The sequence below is a fragment of the Staphylococcus sp. SUC_1.2 genome, from assembly GCF_026222585.1.
Genome location: NZ_JANJPM010000002.1, coordinates 23,243 through 47,828 on the forward strand (window position 1 = coordinate 23,243; position 24,586 = coordinate 47,828).

At 32.2% G+C, this 24,586-nt stretch carries 24 protein-coding genes; 2 read left to right on the plus strand and 22 right to left on the minus strand.

Annotated features, from left to right (window positions below):
- Positions 1-75: 75 nt before the first annotated feature.
- The 18 genes from NR218_RS01115 to NR218_RS01200 form a co-directional block, all read right to left on the minus strand.
- Positions 76-1,233, minus strand: coding sequence for a nitrate/nitrite transporter (locus tag NR218_RS01115; protein ID WP_049414190.1), 1,158 nt, complete (start codon positions 1,231-1,233; stop codon positions 76-78).
- 256 nt (positions 1,234-1,489) lie between these two features.
- On the minus strand, positions 1,490-2,143 hold the full coding sequence (gene nreC / locus NR218_RS01120) for a nitrate respiration regulation response regulator NreC (protein WP_019834832.1): 654 nt from the start codon (positions 2,141-2,143) through the stop codon (positions 1,490-1,492).
- Between the two features lie 25 nt (positions 2,144-2,168).
- Entirely contained in the window at positions 2,169-3,179 is a 1,011-nt protein-coding gene (gene nreB / locus NR218_RS01125) for an ATP-binding protein (RefSeq protein ID WP_221413217.1), read from the minus strand.
- Between the two features lie 33 nt (positions 3,180-3,212).
- Complete coding sequence (gene nreA, locus NR218_RS01130) at positions 3,213-3,665, minus strand: nitrate respiration regulation accessory nitrate sensor NreA (protein WP_019834830.1); 453 nt, start codon at positions 3,663-3,665, stop codon at positions 3,213-3,215.
- Between the two features lie 20 nt (positions 3,666-3,685).
- The gene (gene narI / locus NR218_RS01135; protein ID WP_017174958.1) at positions 3,686-4,375 is read right to left on the minus strand and encodes a respiratory nitrate reductase subunit gamma; all 690 of its coding nucleotides are present in this window, start codon (positions 4,373-4,375) and stop codon (positions 3,686-3,688) included.
- Positions 4,368-4,943, minus strand: a complete 576-nt coding sequence (gene narJ, locus NR218_RS01140; protein WP_019834829.1) for a nitrate reductase molybdenum cofactor assembly chaperone — start codon at positions 4,941-4,943, stop codon at positions 4,368-4,370. The genes narI and narJ overlap by 8 nt, the downstream gene beginning before the upstream one ends.
- Positions 4,936-6,495, minus strand: a complete 1,560-nt coding sequence (gene narH, locus NR218_RS01145; RefSeq protein ID WP_019834828.1) for a nitrate reductase subunit beta — start codon at positions 6,493-6,495, stop codon at positions 4,936-4,938. Before narH ends, narJ begins: the two co-directional genes overlap by 8 nt.
- Positions 6,485-10,168, minus strand: coding sequence for a nitrate reductase subunit alpha (locus tag NR218_RS01150; protein WP_017174959.1), 3,684 nt, complete (start codon positions 10,166-10,168; stop codon positions 6,485-6,487). The genes narH and NR218_RS01150 overlap by 11 nt, the downstream gene beginning before the upstream one ends.
- Positions 10,169-10,374: 206 nt before the next feature.
- Positions 10,375-11,325: a uroporphyrinogen-III C-methyltransferase gene (gene cobA / locus NR218_RS01155; RefSeq protein ID WP_070813177.1), complete on the minus strand. Its 951-nt coding sequence runs from the start codon at positions 11,323-11,325 to the stop codon at positions 10,375-10,377.
- The gene (nirD, locus tag NR218_RS01160; protein ID WP_029376759.1) at positions 11,316-11,630 is read right to left on the minus strand and encodes a nitrite reductase small subunit NirD; all 315 of its coding nucleotides are present in this window, start codon (positions 11,628-11,630) and stop codon (positions 11,316-11,318) included. Before nirD ends, cobA begins: the two co-directional genes overlap by 10 nt.
- Before the next feature lie 2 nt (positions 11,631-11,632).
- Positions 11,633-14,038, minus strand: a complete 2,406-nt coding sequence (nirB, locus tag NR218_RS01165) for a nitrite reductase large subunit NirB (protein WP_071560685.1) — start codon at positions 14,036-14,038, stop codon at positions 11,633-11,635.
- Between the two features lie 210 nt (positions 14,039-14,248).
- Positions 14,249-14,962 carry a sirohydrochlorin chelatase gene (locus tag NR218_RS01170; protein ID WP_019834823.1) on the minus strand — a complete coding sequence of 238 codons (714 nt, stop codon included), beginning with the start codon at positions 14,960-14,962 and terminating at the stop codon, positions 14,249-14,251.
- A gap of 124 nt (positions 14,963-15,086) precedes the next feature.
- The gene (locus tag NR218_RS01175; protein ID WP_248129844.1) at positions 15,087-15,905 is read right to left on the minus strand and encodes a formate/nitrite transporter family protein; all 819 of its coding nucleotides are present in this window, start codon (positions 15,903-15,905) and stop codon (positions 15,087-15,089) included.
- A 124-nt stretch (positions 15,906-16,029) separates the two neighbouring features.
- Complete coding sequence (locus NR218_RS01180; RefSeq protein WP_002448340.1) at positions 16,030-16,212, minus strand: hypothetical protein; 183 nt, start codon at positions 16,210-16,212, stop codon at positions 16,030-16,032.
- Between the two features lie 71 nt (positions 16,213-16,283).
- Positions 16,284-16,754 carry an SRPBCC family protein gene (locus NR218_RS01185; RefSeq protein WP_019834821.1) on the minus strand — a complete coding sequence of 157 codons (471 nt, stop codon included), beginning with the start codon at positions 16,752-16,754 and terminating at the stop codon, positions 16,284-16,286.
- 111 nt (positions 16,755-16,865) lie between these two features.
- Complete coding sequence (locus NR218_RS01190) at positions 16,866-17,381, minus strand: YceI family protein (protein ID WP_019834820.1); 516 nt, start codon at positions 17,379-17,381, stop codon at positions 16,866-16,868.
- A 300-nt stretch (positions 17,382-17,681) separates the two neighbouring features.
- A complete protein-coding gene (locus NR218_RS01195) occupies positions 17,682-18,278 on the minus strand; it encodes a thioredoxin domain-containing protein (RefSeq protein ID WP_265883207.1) in 597 nt (198 codons plus the stop codon).
- A 24-nt stretch (positions 18,279-18,302) separates the two neighbouring features.
- Entirely contained in the window at positions 18,303-18,662 is a 360-nt protein-coding gene (locus tag NR218_RS01200; protein WP_017174967.1) for a DUF4467 domain-containing protein, read from the minus strand.
- 267 nt (positions 18,663-18,929) lie between these two features.
- Between NR218_RS01200 and NR218_RS01205 the strand changes: the two genes are divergently transcribed.
- Positions 18,930-20,177 carry an aminoacyltransferase gene (locus NR218_RS01205; RefSeq protein WP_070468514.1) on the plus strand — a complete coding sequence of 416 codons (1,248 nt, stop codon included), beginning with the start codon at positions 18,930-18,932 and terminating at the stop codon, positions 20,175-20,177.
- A gap of 40 nt (positions 20,178-20,217) precedes the next feature.
- Entirely contained in the window at positions 20,218-20,640 is a 423-nt protein-coding gene (locus NR218_RS01210; RefSeq protein ID WP_145438736.1) for a MaoC/PaaZ C-terminal domain-containing protein, read from the plus strand.
- A gap of 102 nt (positions 20,641-20,742) precedes the next feature.
- Here NR218_RS01210 and NR218_RS01215 read toward each other — a convergent pair whose 3' ends face one another.
- From NR218_RS01215 to NR218_RS01230, 4 genes are all read right to left on the minus strand, one after another.
- Positions 20,743-21,474 carry an amino acid ABC transporter ATP-binding protein gene (locus tag NR218_RS01215; RefSeq protein ID WP_070436310.1) on the minus strand — a complete coding sequence of 244 codons (732 nt, stop codon included), beginning with the start codon at positions 21,472-21,474 and terminating at the stop codon, positions 20,743-20,745.
- Entirely contained in the window at positions 21,471-22,190 is a 720-nt protein-coding gene (locus NR218_RS01220; protein ID WP_002448600.1) for an amino acid ABC transporter permease, read from the minus strand. The genes NR218_RS01215 and NR218_RS01220 overlap by 4 nt, the downstream gene beginning before the upstream one ends.
- Positions 22,171-22,971: a transporter substrate-binding domain-containing protein gene (locus NR218_RS01225; RefSeq protein WP_002448333.1), complete on the minus strand. Its 801-nt coding sequence runs from the start codon at positions 22,969-22,971 to the stop codon at positions 22,171-22,173. The genes NR218_RS01220 and NR218_RS01225 overlap by 20 nt, the downstream gene beginning before the upstream one ends.
- Positions 22,972-23,089: 118 nt before the next feature.
- Positions 23,090-24,529 (minus strand): MDR family MFS transporter, encoded by a 1,440-nt coding sequence (locus tag NR218_RS01230; RefSeq protein WP_017174972.1) that lies wholly within the window; start codon positions 24,527-24,529, stop codon positions 23,090-23,092.
- Positions 24,530-24,586 lie beyond the last annotated feature (57 nt).

Consider the following 24,586-nt stretch of genomic DNA (forward strand, 5'->3'; position numbering starts at 1 on the left):
ATTAGATTATTGAAAACATAGATACTTAGCATAATTTAATAAACAAACGTAGTGCTAGTGCACTACGTTGTTTATTTATTTTGCGTATTCTTTTTTGTAAAGATGACCCATTGTAATAAAAGCAAGTATTCCAAATACAGCTAGTAAAATAAATGCTAAATGACTTGAACCTGTCAATGAAGTAACATACGTGATAACAAGTGGTGGGAAGAAACCACCTAATCCTCCCATCATAGAAACAATTCCATTTGCAGTACCAGATTCTTTAGCAAAGTAAGATGGCACAAGTTTAAAGATAAGTCCATTTCCTAATCCAGCACAAATACTAATTGTTAAACAACCTATAGTAAATAAGGCAATATGACTTGAAATACCTAAAATAACTGCACCGATAATCATCACAACAAAATCTATCATCAAGACTTTAACCGCGTTGAATTTATCTCCTAAAATCCCACCCACAGGTCGTAAGAATGTTGCCAATGCGATAAATACTCCTGATCGAATACCTGCATCTACTTTATCTATTCCGAAATTATTAACTAAATAGTTAGGTAAGAATAAACCAAATGCTACAAAAGCACCAAATGTAATAAAGTACCATAAACTCAAATAATATAGTTTGTAGTTTGAAGATAAATCTTTAACTTGAGCGCCTAAAGGTACTTTAACTTTAGGTTCTTTAGCATCTCCAAGGAAAAACATTAATATTGCAAAAATAGCGATAATAATAAGATAACTTCTTACTGTTGTTTGCCATCCTACAATACCCGCAATAGGAGGTGCTAAGAATGATGAAATTGCTGTACCAATATTTCCCATTCCATAAATACCATTTGCTAATCCTACTTTGTCTTTTGAAAAATATTTAGGAACTGAAGTGACACCTACAGAGAAAATGGCTCCTCCTACTCCTAAAAAAAATCCAGACGCCATTAACATACCAGGCGATTGGGCTTGTCCTAAGAAGAAAATAGGAAATAATAATATAATGAAACTACAAAAGAATACCCATTTAGCGCCAATAATATTTGTTAAATAACCAAATGGTACACGAAGAATCGATCCTAGGATAACTGGTATCGCTAAAATAATTGATAACTGTCCTGGATTAATTTTAATATCTTGTGAAATAAATGGCATCAATGGAGAAATAATGCTCCAAGCCATGAATCCAACTACAAGACTTAAAGTTTGTAACGTAAGTTGAAAACCACCCTTAGTTTTATTCATTTTTTCACCTTCATCAATTTTTATTTTCTATTATCGATAATTAAACCACATATCAATATAGTCAATTTGTGTTATTAATTACTGATTACATTTAAATTTTAATCACTTTGTGAAAATATGAACATAAGGATTTTCCCTTATACTCTCTAATAATCCCCCTATATTTAAATAATAAGACAAAGAAAAACCAACACATGAATATTATGTGCTGGTAAAATTATAATATGAGTGTCATTATTTAAGTCTTTCAACATATTTAAAAGTCTAAAAGTTTCTTCTTAAGCGCATATTCTACAAGCTCTGGTTTAGATTTTAAATTTAATTTAGTCATAATATGCGTTTTATGTGCCTCAACTGTTTTAACGGATACAAACAATTTTTCAGCAATTTCTTTATTTCCATATCCCTTTGCAATTAATGGTAATATTTCTAATTCTCTTTTAGAAAGTATTTTGAAAGGATCATTAGTGGCTTTTTCTTCTTGATTAGAAACATTTACAAATTCATTTACTAATGACGTTGTTAGTTTCATATCAATATACGTTTCACCTTTATACACTGTTCGTACTGCTAAAATGAGTTGTTCATCTGGTGAATTTTTTAAAATATATCCTTTAGCACCATTTCTTAAAACATGAAACAAATATTCTTCATCATCATACATTGTTAAAATTAATATTTTTGTTTCAGGAAAACTTTCAGAAATTTTGCTAGTAGCAATTAAGCCAGACTCACCAGGTGGCATACTTAAATCCATAATTAATACATCCGGTTTGTATTCCATCACCTTCTGGTACGCTTCTACTCCATCAGCTGCCGTAGCTACAACTTCCATATCTTCTTGAAAGTTTAATATCATAGAAAAACCTGTTCTTACTACTGCATGATCATCTGCAATTACTATTTTCAATTATAAGTCAGTCCCCTTACGCTCTCTAGAGTGGCACTTCTAAAGTGATAATCGTTCCTTTTCCTAAATGTGTTTCTACATTCACTTTTCCGTTTACAAGCTCTGCTCTTTCATTCATACCATACAATCCTAGTCCTGTACCTTGTGGTTGAGAATTCGGATCAAAACCTTGACCATGATCAATCACTTCAGCCATTAATAAACGTCCAACCTCCTGGACAAAGACATCTACCGAACTTACGCCTGCATATTTTAATGCATTAAATACCGCTTCCTGTACCACACGATAAACCACCGTTTCTACTTCACTATCATATCTTTTATCTTGAATGTTAGATTGATATACAATTTGCATACCATAATTATTTTCAAATTGTTTAAAATATGATTTAAAAGCCGCTTCCAAGCCTAAATCATCTAGAGATGAGGGTCTTAATTCAACTGATAGATGTCTTATATCATCAATCAATTTAGACATTAATCCCTCAATACGTTGTGATTGTTGGACAAGTTCTGAGGATTCTTTTTGATATTTCAGCAATCTGAGTTCAACATCAATATTTAGCATTTCTTGTACAACACTATCGTGTAGTTCTCTAGAAATACGTTTTCTTTCATTTTCTTGCGCGGAAATTGTTTTTCTCATCATCTGACGTTGATACATTTTTTCTTGTCTTTCAATTTGCGGCGAAATATCTTGAAGTGTAAATGCATATATCTCATTATCTTCATCAATCGCTTGATAAGAAGCTGTAAATGGTCGAACTTTATGATCTACTGTTTTCATAAACACTTGAAAATTGATATCGTTTGGTTTAGATGTGTCTAAATAACAATTTTTGCAACTTTGAAGTTCAAATTCATTTGAATACCCTTCACAACGATCACAAATCGCATTTGTCATCGCACTATAATTATTATCTTTTGAAATAATTTCTTCAGCGGCGTCATTCATTGCAATGACTTTTCCTTCTTTATTTACAAAAACAATTTTTTCATTTGTAGTTTCATAATATTTTTTTAGTAAGTCTTCCATTTGCAGATTATATAACTCTAACACATATATCACCTAGATTTCTTCATTAAATTCCCACAAACGGCCTTTAATATTTAATTGATTAATCACTTTAGGCAATGTTTTATTACCTCTTTGTCCTAATAATAACACGCCTGCAACATGCTGTTCATGCCATAATGGTATAGCAACGAGCGCGTTTAAGTTTTCACTCATCAAAATAGGGTACTTAATTTTTTCTTCTGGTGTTATTGTTTTGGAAACATTTTCTATAACCATTCGCTTTCCTGTTTTCATGACTGTCCCAGCTAAGCCTCTGCCTTTTCTCAAAACAATCAATTTATAACGACTGTTTAAATTACCTGAAACATATTGCCATTTAATAGGTCCAGAAGGTTCGTGGTTTTCATATAGTGCAACAGCAGCAAAATCACAGTTTACTTTTTTTCTAAGTGTGTCAAGTTCCTGCTGAAAATGTACCGGTTCAAACAAAGGTTCCGGAATCATATATCGTACTCCTTTTATATTTAATGTGCACGAGGTGCTTTATGTTTTCTATATACAATATAACGTCTATTTGTATATGCTAATGGAATACTCCATACATGTACAAGACGTGTAAATGGCCAACAAGCTAATATTGTAAATCCTAATAAGATATGAATTTTAAATGATAATGGAACGCCTGTCATTAGTGCTGCATTGGGTGAGAATGTAAATAAGTGTCTAAACCATATAGAAATCGTTTGACGGTAATCAAAGTCAGTTACCATTGCATTAGTAACTAAAGTTGAGAAACATCCCATAAATATAATCAATATTAATAAGAAATTTACGAAAATATCAGAAGCTGAACTTAACTTTCTCACATTACTAATCGTTAAACGTCTTGCTGTTAAAAGTAACATTCCAATTAGAGTCATTATACCAAAAATACTACCAATATAAACAGCTCCAAAGTGATATGTACTTTCGCTTATGCCAAGTCCATCTATCCATTTTGCTGGAATAGCTAACCCCACCACATGACCAAAAAATACTGGAATAATTCCTAAGTGAAATAACAGACTGCCCCATTTAAGTTGTTTTTTTTCTAAAAACTCACTCGATTTTGCAGTCCATGAAAACTGATCATATTTATATCGAGCAATATGACCAACGATAAAAATTGCCACACATAAATATGGGTAAATAATCCAAAGAAATTGATTAAGCATGATGTGTCACCTCTTTTGGAATGTCTAAACAAGCTTTTAATGTTTCTCGTAATGCACGAATCACATAAGCGTAAGGATTATTCTCCTTAGCTAATTGATTTGCCATTTCATATGTACCATCTTCAATAATCATAATCACTAACTCAATATTGCCTTCTGCACGAGGATCATTATGCCAACTTGCTACGTGTAAAAACTGCAACATCAATGGTAGATAATCTGATAATTCATTATCTACCATTTTTAATCCAAACATTTCATAAAGTACTTTTAGTTTTGCGAGCATTTGACCTCTTTCTTTTTGAGTATCAAATTTATTGTAAGTCATATAAAGTGGTGATGTTTTATTGAAATCAAATGTATCCGTATAAATTGCTTTAATTTCAGATAAAGTAAATTGGTACATAATTTCACGATATTTCATTAAATCTGAATATCCTGGATGCGAAGGATGAATCGTTTCTTCAAATGTATTAGGATGAAATGTTAATTTTTCTGGAAAATTAAGTTGTTGTGCAAGATATCCAAAACTTTCTTGATAGTATTTAAATTGTGTTAGATTAATCACGGAAAATACCTCCATAGAAATTCTCATTATAAATCTCTTGACCAGATTTTCCTGACGTTGAACCTACTGGAACACCGCAGCCTTCACAATTATCTCCGAAATATTCACCGCCATATCCTTGGCTACCTTGAGCGTGATACGTATCTAAATAGGTTTCTTTATGTGAAGATGGTACAACAAATCGATCTTCATATTTAGCTAAACCTAATAGACGATACATTTCTTTTGTTTGAATTTCTGATAAACCTAAACGTTCTAATCTAGAAGTATCAAATGGTTTGTTTGTGACTTGAGCACGCATATAACTTCTCATCATTGCCATTTTTTGTAACGCTTCTTTTACTGGCTCTACTTTACCTGCTGTAAATAAGTTTGCTAAATATTCAATAGGTAAACGCATCTCTTCGATGGCTGGGAAAATCATATCAGGATTTTGACCTGAATTTTTACCTTCAAAATAACTCATAATTGGACTTAAAGGCGGGCAGTACCATACCATTGGCATTGTTCTAAATTCAGGATGTAATGGAAATGCCAATTTATATTCAATCGCTAATTTATACACAGGTGAATTTTGAGCAGCTTGGATCCATTCATAACTGATACCATCTTTTTCTGCTTGTTCAATCACTTCTTCATCAAATGGGTTTAAGAAGATATCAAGTTGTTTTTCATATAAATCTTGTTCATTTTCAGCTGAAGCCGCTTCGTGTACACGATCAGCGTCATATAATAAAACGCCTAAATATCTCATTCTTCCTGTACATGTTTCTGAACATACAGTTGGCATTCCTGCTTCAATTCTTGGGAAGCAGAATGTACATTTTTCAGCTTTATTTGTTTTCCAGTTGAAATATACTTTTTTGTAAGGACAACCTGTCATACAGTAGCGCCACCCACGACATGCCTCTTGATCGACTAAAACAATACCATCTTCATCTCTTTTATACATAGCCCCTGAAGGACATGAAGCGACACAACTAGGATTTAAGCAATGCTCGCATAGACGAGGTAAATACATCATAAATGTCTCATCAAATTGGAATTTGATATCTTCTTCAATTCTTTGAATATTTGGATCTTCTGGTCCTGTTACATGTCCACCAGCTAAATCATCTTCCCAGTTTGGTCCCCATTCAAGATTTAGTTTATCTCCTGAAATCAATGAATGTGCTTTTGCAACTGGTGAATGTTTACCTTCTTTAGCTGTGGTTAAATGTTCATAATTATAAGTCCATGGTTCATAATAATCTTTGATTAACGGCATATCTGGATTATAGAAGATTTTACCTAAGGCAATTTTAGACCACTTACTACCTGATTTAAGTTCAAGTTTACCTTTTTTATTTAATACCCAACCACCTTTATAGTGCTCTTGATCTTCCCAACGTTTTGGATATCCTACACCTGGTTTTGTTTCTACATTATTAAACCACATGTATTCTGCACCCGGTCTATTGGTCCAAGTATTTTTACATGTCACACTACATGTATGACAGCCAATACATTTATCTAAATTCAATACCATTGCAACTTGCGCTTTAATCTTCAAGCCAATTTACCTCCTTCATTTTTCTAACTGCGACGTACACATCACGTTGGTTTCCAATTGGTCCATAGTAATTGAAGTGATAACTAATTTGCGCATATCCTCCAACTAATTGCGTAGGTTTTAAGTGAATTCTTGTAGGTGCATTATGTGATCCCCCACGAGTATCAGTAATCTCAGAACCTGGTGTTTCAATGTGCTTATCTTGTGCGTGATACATAAACATCGTACCTTTAGGCATGCGGTGTGACGTTACCGCTCTTGCAGTCACAACACCATTTCTGTTATAAACTTCAAGCCAATCATTATCATTGATACCATGTTGCTCAGCATCTTCATTAGACAGCCAAACAACTGGACCGCCTCTGAATAAAGTCAACATACGTTCATTATCTTGATATGTTGAGTGAATATTCCATTTTCCATGAGGTGTTAAATAACGTAGAACAAGTGCATCTTGTCCACCTTTTATCTTTTTATCTCTTGCGCCAAATACCATTGGTGGAAGTGTTGGTTTATATACTGGTAAGCTTTCACCAAATTGCTGGAATACTTCGTGATCGATATAGTAACTTTGTCTTCCAGTTAGCGTTCTAAAAGGTACAAGTCTTTCAATATTTGTTGTAAATGGAGAATAACGACGATTATTTTTATTAGAGCCTGGGAATACTGCTGTTGGGATAACTTCTCTTGGTTGAGCTGTAATATTTAAGAACGAAATTTTTTCAGATGCACGTTCTTTTGAAATATCCTTCAATTCCATTCCAGTTTGATTTTCTAAATCTTCATATGATTTTTGAGATAATTTACCATTCGTTGCCGAAGAGATATTTAAAATTGCATCAGCTACTTTACGTGCAGTATCAATACGTGGTCTATCGTTTCTAACAGAATGTTCATCGTCATCATTCCACGTACCAATCATACTTTTTAGCTCTTCGTATTCTTCTTTAACGCTAAAACTAACGCCGTGTGCCCCTACTTTACCTTTCTCAAGTAAAGGTCCTAATGTAACGTATTTATCATAAATTTTAGTATAGTCACGTTCTACAATAGAGAAGTTAGGCATAGTTTTACCTGGAATACCTTCTACTTCACCTTTAGACCAATCTTTAACGATACCGTATTCAGAACCTAGTTCTTGTTTAGAGTCATGTGCAAGTGGTGTAGTTACCACATCTTTAAATGTACCTGGTAAATAATCTTTAGCCATTTCTGAAATTGCTTTACTCAATGTTTTGTAAATGTCCCAGTCAGAACGTGACTCCCATAATGGATCAATTGCTGGATTAAATGGATGAATAAATGGATGCATGTCGGTTGAAGATAAGTCATGTTTTTCATACCAAGTTGCTGCTGGCAGCACAATATCAGAATATAAAGGCGTTGCAGTCATTCTAAAATCTAATGATACAAGTAAATCTAATTTACCTACTGTATCTTCTCTCCATTTAATTTCCTCTGGTTTATCATCTTCATTCGGTTCAGCCATTAATCCTGAACGTGTACCAAGTAAATGTTTCATAAAGTACTCTTGACCTTTAGCTGAACTTGAAATTAAGTTAGATCTCCAAACAAATAATGTTTTAGGATGATTTTTTCTTAAATCTGGGTCTTCAATAGCAAATTCTGTTTCTTTATTTTTCACTGATTCAATCGCACGTTTTAAAATAGCTTCATTTGAATCATCGCCCGCATCTTTTGCCTCTTCACCAAATAACAAACTGTTTTTATTAAATTGTGGATATGAAGGTAACCAACCTAAACGTGCTGCTGTCACATTATAATCTGCTGGATGCTGATGTTTAATGTTGTTAGCAAGTGGTGATTTCAATTTATCTACATTAGATTCTTCATATTTCCATTGATCAGTTGCAAAATAGAACCAACTTGTACCATTTTGTAAACGTGGTGGACCTTGCCAATCTTTAGCGAAAGCTACAGTATTCCATCCTTCAATTGGACGACATTTTTCTTGCCCAACATAGTGAGCCCAACCTCCACCATTAACACCTTGGCATCCACATAATAGAACTAAATTCAATACAGCACGGTAAATGGTGTCAGAGTTGAACCAGTGGTTAATCCCCGCACCCATAATAATCATCGAACGTCCTTTAGTATCAATAGCATTTTGTGCAAATTCTCTTGCTACTTGTGTCACTAATTCTTGTTTAATACCTGTGACGTTTTCTTGCCATGCAGGTGTATATTTAGATTCACTATCTTCATAAGATTTAGCTTCTAACTCATGACCAAATCGTTTAATACCATATTGACTAGCCATTAAATCATATACTGTAGCAATACGTACTTCTTTACCATCTGCTAATTTAACTTTTTTAGTTGGGATAGGTCGTTCGAAAATACCGTCTCCTTGACTATCAAAGTAAGGGAATTGAATGGTTTGTAACTCATATTCTTCTTCTGCAACAGATAAAGCTGGATCAATTTTACTTCCATCTTCTGTTTCAAGTTTTAAATTCCATTGTTTGCCTTCTTCCCAACGTTGACCCATTGTACCGTTTGGAACCACAAGTTTGTGGCTAATCGCATCGTGAATAACTGGTTTCCACTCACCATTTTCACTTTTTATACCTAAATCGCTTGCACGTAAAAATCGTCCTGCCTTATAACCATTCTCATCTTCATCCAGCATCAATACAAATGGCATATCTGTATATTGCTTTGCATAATTAACAAACATATCACTTGGTTTATCTTCATAAAATTCTTGTAAGATGACATGTGTCATAGCTTGAGCAACTGCGGCATCTGTTCCTGGATTAGGTGCTAACCAATTATCAGCAAATTTAACATTTTCTGCATAATCTGGTGCTACAGAAACCACTTTTGCACCTTTATAACGTACTTCAGTCATAAAATGGGCATCAGGCGTACGAGTAAGTGGAACGTTAGAGCCCCACATAATGATGTAAGAAGCATTGTACCAATCACTTGATTCAGGTACATCAGTTTGTTCACCCCAAATTTGAGGAGATGCAGGTGGTAAATCAGCATACCAATCATAAAAACTTAACATTTCCCCGCCTAATAAATTAATAAAACGCGCACCAGATGCATAACTAATCATCGACATTGCTGGAATAGGTGTAAAACCAGCGATTCTATCCGGACCATCTTTTTTAATGGTATAAAGAATTTGTGCTGCGATAATATCTGTTACATCTTTCCAACTTGCACGTACATGTCCACCTTTACCACGTGCTTCTTTATATAATTTAGCTTTCTTTTCATCTTCAACGATAGATGCCCATGCGGCGATACGATTTCCATTATTGTCTTCAAGTGCTTCTGTCCATAGATCTAATAGTTTACCTCTAATGTAAGGGTATTTTACACGAAGTGGGCTGTATTCATACCATGAAAATGACGCGCCACGTGGACATCCACGAGGTTCAAATTCAGGCATATCTGGACCACAACTTGGATAGTCAATTTGTTGATTCTCCCACGTAATCACACCATTTTTAACGAAAACTTTCCACGAACATGATCCTGTACAGTTTACGCCATGTGTGGTTCTTACTACTTTATCGTGACTCCATCTTTCACGATACATTTTTTCCCATTCTCTACTTTTACTTTCTAAAACTGACCAATTTCCATTAAACGTTTCAGTTGGTTTGAAAAAGTTTAATCCGAATTTTCCCATTTATATAAATCCTCCTACCTGCAAAGGTAATACGTTACTTATGTCCAATGTTATTTAAAGAAATTTCATTTAAATTGTACATTTTTTCACATGGTTTTTATATTAGGGAATTACCTATTTCATATAAAAGAATCCCTAAAAAAAGTGAGATAACACACGTTTTAAATATCGTGTTATCTCACTTATGACATTCGAAGCGTAAAGAACTACACTTCAATATATTTAATATTTTGGTGCTGCGTTATGATCGATTCATATAAATACTTTTGTGAAGAATGATAAGTTTCATCATATTGAATTAAGCATTTTAAATACTGTTGAGATAAGTCTTCTGCTTTTGAAAGGGCTAAGTCTTTATTCCCTTTAATAACGTACAATGTTTCATCTATTGTTTGTTTTGAGTGTATAATCTTTTCGTCATCCATATAGTTAATGATATGGCCTAATATACAAATTCCTGGATCATGTTTCATATTAAGCTTAGATAATTGATATTCAATAGTGCTTAGTTTACCAACCACTATGGTTTCGTTATAACACGTAGCATTAAAAATGATAGCAATATCATAATCTTCTTTAGTATATCTTCTAATTTGATTAATAATATCATTTAATCGTTTAATTCCCATATAAATTGCCAAAGTCCCACCATTAGCTAAATTACGTATATCCATGTCTTGATCAATATCATCTTTAAAATGACCTGTAGAAAATGTAACACTTGGTGCTACTGAGCGCATCGTTAAACCTAAGTCTAATGAAGCTACCGCTGCACTCGCAGAAGTTACCCCAGGTACAATATCATAAGCAATCTGATGTTCTTTTAAAATGTCTATTTCTTCAGTTACTCGGCCAAACACTGCTGGGTCTCCACCTTTTAAACGTACAACAATTTTATACTTTTTCGCTGCTGCTACTATTTTTAAATTGATACCTTCTTGTTGAATATGTTTAGTATAAGGTTTTTTTCCAACATCTATGATTTCAGTAGTTGGCTTTGCATATTGTAATATCAATGGATTGACAAGACGATCATATAAAATAACATCTGCTTGACGAATTAATCGTTCTGCTTGTTTAGTTAGCAAATTAGGATTGCCAGGACCAGCTCCAATTAAATATACTTTTCCAAATTCACTTTTAGTGACTAGAGACATATAAATACGTCTCCATCTTGAATTTCAACTTGATATGTTTCAACACAACCTGTATCAGGTTCTTGCACTTCACCCGTATTCAAATCAATTTTTTGATCGTGGAGTGGACAATAAACATATTCTCCACTTACAGTACCTTCAGATAACGGTCCTTCTTTATGTGGACACACATTATTAATAGCATGCACTTCTCCATTTTCTGTTAAAAATATACCGATTTGTTTATCTTTAACGATAACCTTTTTACCAATTAATGGTGTTAACTCATCCATAGTTGTTACTTTAACTTTTTCCATTACACTCATCCTCACACTTTCTCGACTTCAAATATTTTTTGTGCTTCTTTATTTTCAACAATAGCTTCCCAAGGTTCTTCTTCAAGTGCTTGTTTTGCATCCATAATTCTATCAAAAAGTTCTTTTTGACGTTGTTCATCTAAAAGCACTTCCTTAACATGATCAAATCCTAGTCGTTTAAGCCATGGTGCTGTTCGTTCAGCATATATTCCAGTCTCTCTGTAATACTGCATAAGCGCACCACAAAGTTGTACCACTTGATCTTCTGTTTCAACAGTAGTAAGTAATTGACCTACAGTTACCTCTGTACCACCGTTACCGCCAATATAAATTTGATAGCCATTTTCTACTGAAATGACACCAAAGTCTTTAACACCTGATTCTACACAGCTTCTTGGACAACCAGAAACACCCATTTTAAATTTATGAGGTGTGTCTATGTATTCAAATGTTTTTTCTAATCGAATACCTAAACGTGTAGTATATTGTGTACCAAATCGACAGAATTCTTTACCAACACAACTTTTCACAGAACGCGTTTTCTTACCATATGCAGAGGCAGAGCGCATACCTAAATCTTTCCAAACTTTTGGTAACTCATCTTTTTTAAGACCATATAACCCTACACGCTGAGACCCTGTTACTTTAACAAGAGGCACGTTATATTTTTTCGCTACTTCACCTAAACGAATTAATTGGTCAGCATCTGTGACACCACCACGCATTTGTGGAATCACTGAGAAAGTACCATCATTTTGAATATTTGCATGATAACGTTCGTTCGCAAATCTTGATGCTTTTTCATCTTGGTGTTCATGAGGATATACCATATTTAGATAATAGTTGATAGCTGGGCGACATTTTGGACAACCATTTTTATCTTTAAAATCAAGTACGTGACGAACTTCTTTTGATGTTTTTAAACCTTTAGCTCTAATTTGAGTAACAATTTCATCACGTGTCAAATCAGTACATGCACAAATACCAGTTGGTTTAGCAGCTACAAATTCATCACCTAATGTACATTTTAGTATTTCTCCAATTTGTCCTTTACACTTACCACAAGAATTTCCTGCTTTGGTTGTTTTTGTAACCTCATCTACAGTAGTCAACCCTTTTGTTGTAATTGCGTTGACAATCGTACCTTTATCTACACCATTACAACCACAAATTGTTTCATCATCAGGCATGTCTGCTATTGAAGTTCCACTTTCTTCTCCGCCTTTATGAAGCAGTGACACTAGTGTATAGTCCTCTAGTGATTCATGTTTTTTCATCATACTATAAAATCTTGAACCATCATCTGTATCACCATATAAAACGGCACCTACCACTCGACCATCACTTAGATAGACTTTTTTGTAAATATTATCTACACTGTTAAAGATTTCGATACCGTGTACAGTTTCATCTTCAACGATTTGTCCTGCACTATATAAATCACAACCTGATACTTTTAAAGACGTAAATGTTGTAGAACCTTTATATCCTTCAGTCTCTTTACCTGTTAAATAATCAGCAAGCACTTTACCTTGTTCATAAAGAGGTGCAACTAAACCATATACTTTACCGTTGTGTTCCGCGCATTCACCCACGGCATAGATATGTTCATCAGATGTTTGCAAGTAATCATTAACAACGATACCTCGATTCACTTCTAATCCCGCTTCACGAGCTACTTCGGTAAATGGACGTATACCAACAGCCATAACGACTAAATCCGTTTCTATTACTCTACCATCAGCTAGCTTAATAGCTTCTACATCATCTGTTCCTATAATTTCTTTAGAATTTGCTTGTAGTTCAATATGCATGCCTTGACGTTCTAAATCAGCTTTTAACATATCTCCAGCTTTACGGTCTAATTGCATTTCCATCAGCCATTCTGCTAAGTGAAGAACTGTTACATCCATACCTTGATCCATTAATCCTCTTGCACATTCTAATCCAAGAAGACCTCCACCAATAACAATGGCACGTTTTTTTGTTTTAGCAATTTCAATCATACGCTCAGTATCTTCAATTGTGCGCCAACCGATGACACTTGGTAATTCTGATCCAGGTATAGGTAAAACAAAAGCTTTTGAACCAGTCGCAAAGATACAGATATCATAAGCTACAGTGATACCTTTAGAAGTCGTAACAGTTTTGGATTGTCTATCTACTTTTTCAACCGGATCATCTACAATTAGTTCAATATGATGTTCTTTATACCAGTCATAATCATTCATAATCGTTTCTTCAACTGTTATTTTCTTTTGTAAAATGTTGGATAACATGATTCGATTATAATTAGGATAAGGTTCTTTACCGATAATTGTAATGTCAAATTGAGAATCTGAACGTTCTAAAATTTCTTCAATTGTTCTTAAACCAGCCATACCATTACCAATCATTACGAGTTTTTGTTTAGCCATATCAATGCCCCTTTTATTACATTTAATTATTATTAAATTCAAATAGTTTTGCACTCACTATTCTTTACAAGGCTATTTTATACCATATTCTTTTGAATTTGTGATTATTTTCACACTTAAATGTAAAATCGGGGATTTCCCTAATAAAAAACACCTTCCATTACATAAGTGAGAATTTAGCACTCATATAATGAAAGATGTATGTAGTTACTATACTGTTAATTCTTTTAATCGCTCTCGAATAATCGATTTTAAAATAGGGTCGAAATTAATAGACGGAGTCATGTGCAATTCATTAGCAATATCCATCTCTGATATAAGACCTTTTACTTTATTAACTAAACGTCCATCATATAAAAACATTGGAACCACAATAAGATGACGATATTGTCTTGAAAGTTGATCTAAATCATTTTTAAACGTAATATCTCCATATAACGTACGGCAATATATAGGTTTGTCTTGCTTTAACTTAGTACTAAATTCTTTTAGTTCATCATGTGCTTTAGTATAAGAAAAGCTACCATGTGCAATCAATACAACTGCCACATCTGACTCTTTATTCATATCCACATCATTAATACGTTGTTCTACTAAATCCACCATATATGGATGCGTACCAAGAGGCGCACTAATTTCATATATTATATTTGGATGTGCTTGTTTAATGTTTCTTAACATCTCTGGAATGTCTACAATGTAATGCATGGCTGAAAATATAAGTAAAGGTACAACTTTAAATTGCGTTTCCCCTTTTTCTATTAAATTAGTAATAGTATGTTCAACGCTTTTTTCTTCACTTTCAATAAAAGCAAGCTCATAAGCGTAAGTTTCATCTTGTAATAAACTATCTATAAATTCACCGAGTGCTTTATTTTGATCTCCTTTTCTCATGCCATGAGCTACTAGAATATTCGCAACCAAATGGTTTCCCCCTTATTATTTTAATGTTGATTAAAATAATAAGATTTTCTGAATATTAAGTCAATATGTTGGGGATTAAAAGAGCGAAAATGTCTCTCGATATTTCCGCTCTTTGATCGTCTTACTATGCTTTTATACTGTCTCTTTTTCCGTTTAAATAGGCATAAACAAGTCCTACAAAAATACCTCCACCAATATAGTTACCTACAAAAGCAAATACGATATTTTTTAGCACATCTATCCATGATAATGCATCACTATTATAAAAAATCATTCCTGCATATAATCCAGCATTAAATACAACGTGTTCATATCCCATAAATACAAATACTATAACACCAACAGCAATGAAAAATGCGCGAGCTAAACCTTCTTTAAAAAGCATTGAAACATAAATACCAATATTAATAAAGAAGTTACAGAATATCCCTTTGATAAGAATATTTAACCAAGTTGATTCTACCGTTTTTAAATGTACTGTTTTACTTAGACTTGCAACCATTTCAGGTGTCATCACATGTGTACCCTTCATTAATAAGAATAAAATAAACCCACCTATAATATTTCCAATAAAACAAAATAAGAATATGTATAACATTTTTTTAACTGCAATGACTTTGTAGTACCATCCGACAGTTAAATACATAAAATTACTAGTAAGTAATTCTGAATTAGTTAGAACAATAAGAACTAAAGCTAAACTAAATGAGATTGCTCCTAATAAATTAACAAGTCCATCATTTGTTCCTTCAAACTGTGTTTTGATTGCTAACATAAATACTGTAACAATAGCTAATAAAAATCCTGACATCATTGACTTTAGTAAATATCGTCCAGGTGTTTGAGTTGCCATAACTTCTTTCATTTGTACCTGTCTTACAGCCGCTTTAATAAGATCTTTTGTAGTATATGTATCTTCAATTGTTGTATGGTTACTTGTCATATTCCCTCTCCTTAATTCATTTATAATTTTATATTATATATAGTGAAGTGCATTTTGAATAGAGAAGATTAAAAAAGAGCAACATATGGAGGTTTATTTTCCATATCTTGCTCTTGTCATGATATTAATGTGCTTTTTTTAATTTTGAAAAATAACGTAATCCTGAAGCAAAAATACCATAGCCTAATGCCGTTCTTAAAATATATTTTATGACGCCATTATTTAAACACTTTGAATTAATTAATAATGTTGGAATTAAAGTACTAATTGAAAATAATCCCAGCACTTTTAAATATCTTTCTTTCATACTATATCATCCTCTTTTCAATATTATTATAACTTAAAAGTTCAATTTAATTTTGACATCCTCGTGACGATTTATTCATTAAGTAAGACTTCTAGTTGATCTAATGTTGAATTCATACCTGCTTCTATTCCCATACCTACTGCTTGTTGAGCTGCTTCTTTAGTTGGAAACACTGACGTAGACGTAATAGTAGTCATTTGTTTATTATCTGAGTTAAAATTGATTGAAATATGCATACCAGGTAAACGCGTATCTTTTTTTCCCTCAGGTGTAGCAAAGTAATCAAAGTATTCAAGATACTTCGGACGATCCACTTTTCGATATTCTGTTAATGTATAGCTTGTCTGTTCTGAGGTTTCTATTGCAAAGAAGGCTTCCCCGCCTTCTTCAGTATTAAAACGATATACTTTTGTCTTAGCGCCTTGAGGATGAAACCATTGCTCAAATAACGATGGATTTGTATAGGCATCAAATACATCATTGATAGGAGCTTTAAATGTTCTTTTAAAAATTATTTTATTTTCTTTTACATCGATTGACATCGTTATCTCTCCTAATTTCTAAAATGGTGATTTCTATAATTTAACAACTATTATATTTTAAGACAATAAAAAAACAGGCAAAGTTAGAACTCTGCCTGTTTTTTAACTTTATTATTCTTCAATAGGAAATTCTAAATCGAATTCCACATTTAATGTTTTACCTAATAAGAAACCACCAGTTTCTAATGGTTGGTTAAATGTAACACCATATTTTTCACGATCAAGTTCGCCAGTAATAACTAAACCTGCTGTATTTTTATTATTAAGTGGGTTTAAGCTAATACCTTTATAATCTAAATCGAATGTTTCTTTTTGTGTTTGATCTTTAATTGTTACATTACCAGTAACTGAATGGTCATCAACACTAATAATTTCAAATTTAATTTCAGGATATTGTTCAACGTTTAAGAAATCTTCACTTTTAAGATGATTATCACGATCTTCTACTTTAGTATCAATAGAATTAGCTTGAACAGTAAAAGTGCCTTTTAAAGAACTTAAATCATGAAAGTCACCTGTAATATCTGCATCAAAATCGTTAAAACGTCCTTTTACATTACTAATTACAAGGTGTTGTATTGAGAAATTCACACCTGAATGAACTGGATCTAAATTAAAGTTAGCCATTTATTTTCCCTCCAATAGTGAAATGATAAAACTAATAGTATTCATTTTATCTATCTTCTACTTTAATATAATTATTATACTCAGTATATTAAATAAATCTAATGAAAATGACAAACTAAACGACTTAATTAAAGTAAATTAATTGTTCTAACTTTATTTCTTTTATCTCTATTCCCTTTTTTTATAAAAATAATGATTTTAAATGTAAGATTTTTAAATATTTCATAAACTATATAAAAACATAATTAAAAGACCTAATTTAATATTTAAACAACACTAAGTTAGGTCTTTTGTATTATGCTATAAATATTGTTTCCATTCTTTAACTTTATAAGGGTCTTCTACTTTTTTACCATTGATAAAAACTGTTGGAACAGATTGAATATGATTTTCTTTTGTTAACTTTTTCTGTTTTTCTGCTTCCTTCCAAGCATCGCTATTTTTAGTTTTATATTCTTTTTTTATGCGATCTTTTTGTTTTTGAGAAATATTTAATTGGTCAATTTCTTTATCTAGTAATGTTTCAGTAATCCAATGTTTTTTTTCTTCTTGTTGATGAGCATATATATTTTTTTGGAATGTAAGATATTCTTTTGGTGCAATAGATTGAATAGCATTCCCTGCTCTAGAGCCCATTAATGAATCTTTTCCAAGAAAACTTGCATTAATAAATTGATATTCCACTCTATTTGTATCAATATAATCTTTTTTTATGATAGGCATGACGTTATCTTCAATTTTCTTGCAATAAGGACACTTATAGTCTCCATATTCTACAATTAAAATTTTTCCATTTTTCGTATGAGCTGGGGTTGTTTCTTTTTTATTTCGAGAGCAAGCGACAACGATAATGATTAAACATATGATCTCAGCTCCAATAAAAATCAATTTTTTCATATATACTCCTTAAGATGGTTTCAATTAGTTAAGATTTTCTTCCTTATAATCCGAATCATGTGTACTAATATATTGTTTCGTATCAAAGTGCTCTAAATAAGTTGCCTTCTTGTCTTTAAATTGATATGTATAATAATGCATTTCATCGTTATTACTTAATGGTCTATATGCTAATACAACATATTTACCTTTTTCATACACATATATATTAGCGTCTTTTTTATCAAAGTGTTTTACCACATCGCCTTGTTCATTCCTAGCAAGTCGTTCTTGTTTTTTATCTTGTAGTTTTACAGCTTTATCTATTTTATTAGCATATTCATCATTACCGCAGCCCGCTAGCAATATGACACATACACTTAATGATAAAATCAATCTTTTCAAATATGTTCACTCCTACTTTTTCTAATCTAACCTAATATAACTCTTACTATTATACTATGCTTATACTGATTATCATACAGTGGTTTTGCAATATAAACTAGACTATTAAAAAATATTATATTTTAAGTTTTATAGTTATATATTTTAAAAAATAATTATTATCTAATACTAAAGTACGAGTAAATTAATTTACTAAATGTGTGTAATAATAGAACTAATTTGATAAAATAGTTTAGAATTCTTAAAAATACAGAGGAGTAGATAATCATGAAATTCGTAAGTTTAACACCTGAAGAATTTGAAAAATTCACATCCGAACATTTTTCTCACTATACACAATCTCGAATACACTTGGATAATAGAAATGAGATGAAACATGATGTACATGTTGTAGGTGTTAAAGATGATAGTGGAGATGTCATTGCAGCAACATTAATGACTGAAGCACGCGCATTAAAATTTTATAAATATTTTTACACACATCGTGGTCCAGTAATGGATTATAGCAATATCAAACTGGTTCACTTCTTTTTCAAATCACTAACAGAATATTTAAAAAAACAAAATTGTCTATTTGTTTTAGTAGATCCATATATTTTAGAAAACCTACGTAATGCAGATGGAGAAATTTTAAAAAGCTACGATAATCGTGCAGTGATTAAAACACTTGAAGACTTAGGATATAAACATCAAGGTTGGTCTATAGGTTATAGTACAATGAGTCAAATTCGTTGGTTGTCTGTACTTGATCTTAAAGATAAAACTGAAGACCAATTATTAAAAGAAATGGACTATCAAACACGTCGTAATATTAAAAAGACGTATGAAATGGGCGTAAAAGTTAAAACATTACCTATGGAAGACACACATACTTTCTTCGAACTGTTCCAAATGGCTGAAGAAAAACATGGCTTTAAATTTAGAGATGAGCCTTATTTCTATGAAATGCAAAAAACATATAAAGATCATGCCATGCTAAAATTAGCTTATATCGATTTAAAAGATTATTTGTCTACTCTACAACATAAACATGAGGATTTAACAAAACAACTTACTGAAATTGAAGAAGCTTTAAAAGAAAGCCCTAACTCTAAAAAGAACAAAAATAAACGCAATCAACTTCAACAACAATTTGATAGCAATGAACGTAAAATAAACCAAACAAAAGATAAAATTGCAGCAGAAGGTGAAGTATTAAATCTAGCAGCTGCATTATATATCTACAATGAACATGAAGTATATTATTTATCTAGTGGTTCTAATCCAAAATATAATGAATATATGGGGGCCTATCGTTTACAGTGGGAAATGATTAAATTTGCTAAAGAGCATAACATTGACCGTTACAACTTCTATGGTATTACTGGAGACTTTAGTGAAAATGCTGAAGATTATGGTGTTCAACAGTTCAAAAAAGGCTTTAATGCTGGTGTTTATGAATATATTGGTGACTTCATTAAGCCAATTAAACCTGTTCTTTATCATACTCAACAATGGATTAAAAATAGAAGATAATCATTGCATTATAAGTATACTTTAAGGTAGGCATATAACTATGAAATACAATATGTTTTCTATAGGGGATACATTCACTAGTAAACATTACAAAATAACTGAGGAAGAAATATTAGAGTTTGCTCATCAATTTGATCCTCAATATATGCATCTAGATAAGAAAAAAGCAGGCCAAGGAATGTATAATGGGATTATAGCATCAGGTATGCATACCCTTTCTCTTTCTTTTAAACTTTGGATTGAAGAAAATAAATATGAAGAAGACATCATAGCAGGGACTCATTTAAATAATGTAACATTTATTAAACCTGTCTATCCAAATGATAACTTATATGTAAAAGTTAAAGTTTTAGATAAAAAATTAAAAAAACAATTTGGTAGTTTAACCGTTGAAGTTATGACATTTAATCAATATGAGAATAAAGTACTTCAATTTGAGCTTACTGTTTTACTATCAGTTTAAAATAATAAACATTTCTAAAGTCTATTTATCTGAAGAAAGAAAGCATTATTCAATAAAAAGAATCGTCGTTCAAGATGAAATATCTTAAACGACGATTCTTTTTTAATTTTTATTAATTACATTTAAAAAACGTCTTAATTCATCAGTTTTAGGATGATTAAATAATTCTTCAGGAGACCCTTCTTCACCAATTTCTCCGTCGTGAATAAATACAACTTTATTAGATACTTCTTTTGCAAAACGCATTGCATGAGTAACTATCACCATCGTCATGCCTTCATTTGCTAATTCTTTAATAACCTTCAACACATCATTCACAAGTTCAGGGTCAAGTGCAGATGTAGGTTCATCAAATAACATCACTTTAGGATTCATCGCTAACGCTCTCGCAATCGCCACACGTTGTTGCTGACCACCAGAGAGTGCATGAGGACGTTGATCTTTAACATGTGTTAAACCTACTTTTTCAAGTAAGCCTAATGCTCTATCTCTAGCTTCTGATTTACTCATTTTCTTTACAGTTACTAAACCTTCCATCACATTTTCTAAAGCTGTTTTATGTGGAAAAAGATTATAACTTTGGAATACCATCCCTGATTGTTTCCGTACTTCAATTTGAGATTTCTTATCTTTAGCAGTATAAGTTTTATCATTCACAGTAACGTTGCCTTCAGTCGGAATCTCTAACGCATTAATCATACGCAATAATGTAGTCTTACCCGAACCGGAACGACCAATTAATGTGACAACTTCGCCTTTTTTTACATTCAAATCAATACCTTTAATTACTTCTTTATCATTAAAAGATTTATGAATATTGGATAACTCAATCATGCCTTATACCCTCTTTCAATATATGATTCATAGAAGCCTTGGATGACTGAAATAATAAAACAAACAACCCAATACATCACAGCTACGAGAATATAAATTGTAAAGTACTCGTATGTTGTAGAAGCAACTTCTTGCGCTTTACGGAACATTTCAGCTACTAAGATAAATCCTAATAATGAAGTGTCTTTAATTAATCCTAAGAATGTGTTACCTAAAGCTGGAACTGAAACACGAATCGCTTGAGGTAAAATAATACGTTGAATCGTTTGACGATAATTCATTCCAATAGAGTATGCCGCTTCTGTCTGGCCTTTTGGAATAGAAATAATACCGCCACGGATAATTTCAGATGCATATGCACCCACATTTAAAGACAATCCAATAATCGCTGAAACAACAGAAGACAATGTCCATTGTTCGTCTGCATTTCCAGTAATTAGACGTCCAAGTTCTGGAATACCATAAAAGATAATAAAGAGTTGTACAATCATTGGTGTCCCACGAATAATAGATACATATACACGTGCAATTCCTCTTAATACTTTACTAGACGAAATACGCATTAACGCCGTAAACAAAGCGATAATCAAACCTAAAATAAATGTCACAATTGTAATTGGAATAGAGTATTTTACTAAACCTTCCAACATGGGTCCAAATGCTTGAGTTGCTGCATCTAATGCGTGTTGTTGTTGACTATTTAGGCTCAGAAACATTTTCACCGAACCATTTCTCACCAATTTTTGCTAGTTCACCATTCTCTTTAAGTTTTTTCAAACCATCGTTGAAATCAGAAACAACTTTATCATCGACACTTTTAGAGAATGCAAATGCTGATTTATTTTGTTCTGCATCACCTTTGATTGCTTTAATTTTAGCATTAGGTTTTTGTTTTTTATAATCTAAATAAGATAAGCTATCATTAAAAGTACCATCCACACGTTTAGATAATAATAAATCGATAGACTGGTTGAAACCATCTACTTTAGTGATGTTAGCACCTTTATCTTTAGCAAGTTTTCCGTAGTTAGAAGTAAATGTTTGTGCTAATTTTTTACCTTTCACATCATCAAATGATTTAATATTCTTCTCATCATCACGAACAACTAAGACACCACTTGAATAAGTGTAAGGGTTAGAGAATTTATATTTTTCTTTTCTTTCTTTATTAATACCCACTTGGTTTGCAATGACATCAAAACGTTTTGCATCTAAACCAGCAAACATTGAATCCCAAGATGTTTCATTAAATTTAAGTTTATATCCTTCTTCTTTCGCAACAGCTTTAATTACATCAATATCATAACCAGTTAACTGATCTTTTTTGTTGTGGAAAGTAAAAGGTGCATAAGTCCCTTCAGTTCCTACACGTAAGGTTTTTTTATCACTATTACTGCTACTTGATTTTGAATCACTATTTTTGTCAGATGAACCACTATTACCACATGCGGCTAATACAAAAATAAGTGTCAAAGCTACAAATAAAAGTCTTTTCATTAATAACTCCTCCATATTCCTATTAAATTAGTCAGAATAAATTAATTCTAATCTCATCACTATGAATAGTCAATAACTATTTAAACTATTAAATAAAATAGAAGGTTTAGATATGAGGTTAATGACTTTCTTCATTTAAATCCTTTTTTCGTTTAAGTAAAAAAGTTAATAATAAACTAACAACTGTGATAATGACTGCGAATAAAAAGCCAGAATGATATCCATGTATCATTGCGTCTGTTTGAATGTGTTTCATCATCTCTGTTTTAGCCATTCCTTGATAATCACTTGGTGTCGGTTTAAAATGCTGACTTGCTACACTTAAAATTGTTACTAAACCAGCTGTACCAATAGAACCCGCTACTTGTTGAATCGTATTTGTCATTGAAGATCCATGAGCATTTAATTCTGGAGTGAGTTGGTTCATTGTATGCGTCATTACAGGCATTAACCCTAAAGCAATACCAATCATACGAATCGCATAAATAGTTGCTAAAACAATTGTTGACGTATGTTCATCCATTACTACAAAGTAGGACGTCGTAATTGTTACAATAAGCATACCTATCATTGAAAGTACTCGTGCTCCAAAAGTTTCGTATAAACGCCCAGATATGATAGACATGATTGCCATTACAATTGCTCCAGGTAACAATATCAAACCGGAATCAACAGGCGTACGTTGCAACACATTTTGTACAAACATAGGTAATACCGTTTCAGATCCAATCATCGAAATCATCGTTACAGCCATAATAGCAATACCTACTGTGAATTGACTATTTTTAAATACTTTAAAACTTAATAGAGGGGTTTCAAGTCGTTCTTGTCTCCAAATAAATAAAACTACAAAAATAATGCCTAAAATAATAGTGCTCAGAACGACTGGGTCATTCCAACCTTTCTGAGAAATAGAACTTACCCCATATAACATACCACCGAATCCGAGAATAGATAAGATAATGGATAGTATGTCAATGGGCGCTTTTACTTTTACTCCAACGTTTTTAATAAAAATTAAAGCAAGTATAAAGGTCACTGCTGAAATTGGAGCTACAACATAAAACAATGCTCTCCAATTAATGTATTCAACCAAATATCCAGATAATGTAGGTCCAATCGCTGGTGCTAAACCAATCACTAATCCAAACATCCCCATATATTTTCCACGTTCGTGCGGTTCAAATATATCTAATATCGTCGTCATCATTAGTGGCATCATAATACCAGAACCTAATGCTTGGATAATTCTTGCAATTAATAAAGTAGTGAAATTAGGGCTAAATCCTCCTAGTAAAGTGCCTAGAAAGAATATAATAATTCCAGTTAAGAAGACTTGTCTTGTTGTATAACGTTGAATAATAAATGCAGATAATGGAATAACTACTCCATTTGTTAGTAAGAAGGCTGTTGTGAGCCATTGTACTTGAGAATATTCAATATGAAAATCTTTCATTATTCTCGGTAATGCTGTGGTCAACAAGGTTTCATTTAATAAACCAAAAAAGCCACCTAATAGCATAGTGAAAATCATAATTAACTTTTTACTATGCGACATGGTATCATCTCCTTATTTTTATTTTATAAATCGTAATAATTACTATTTACATAAACC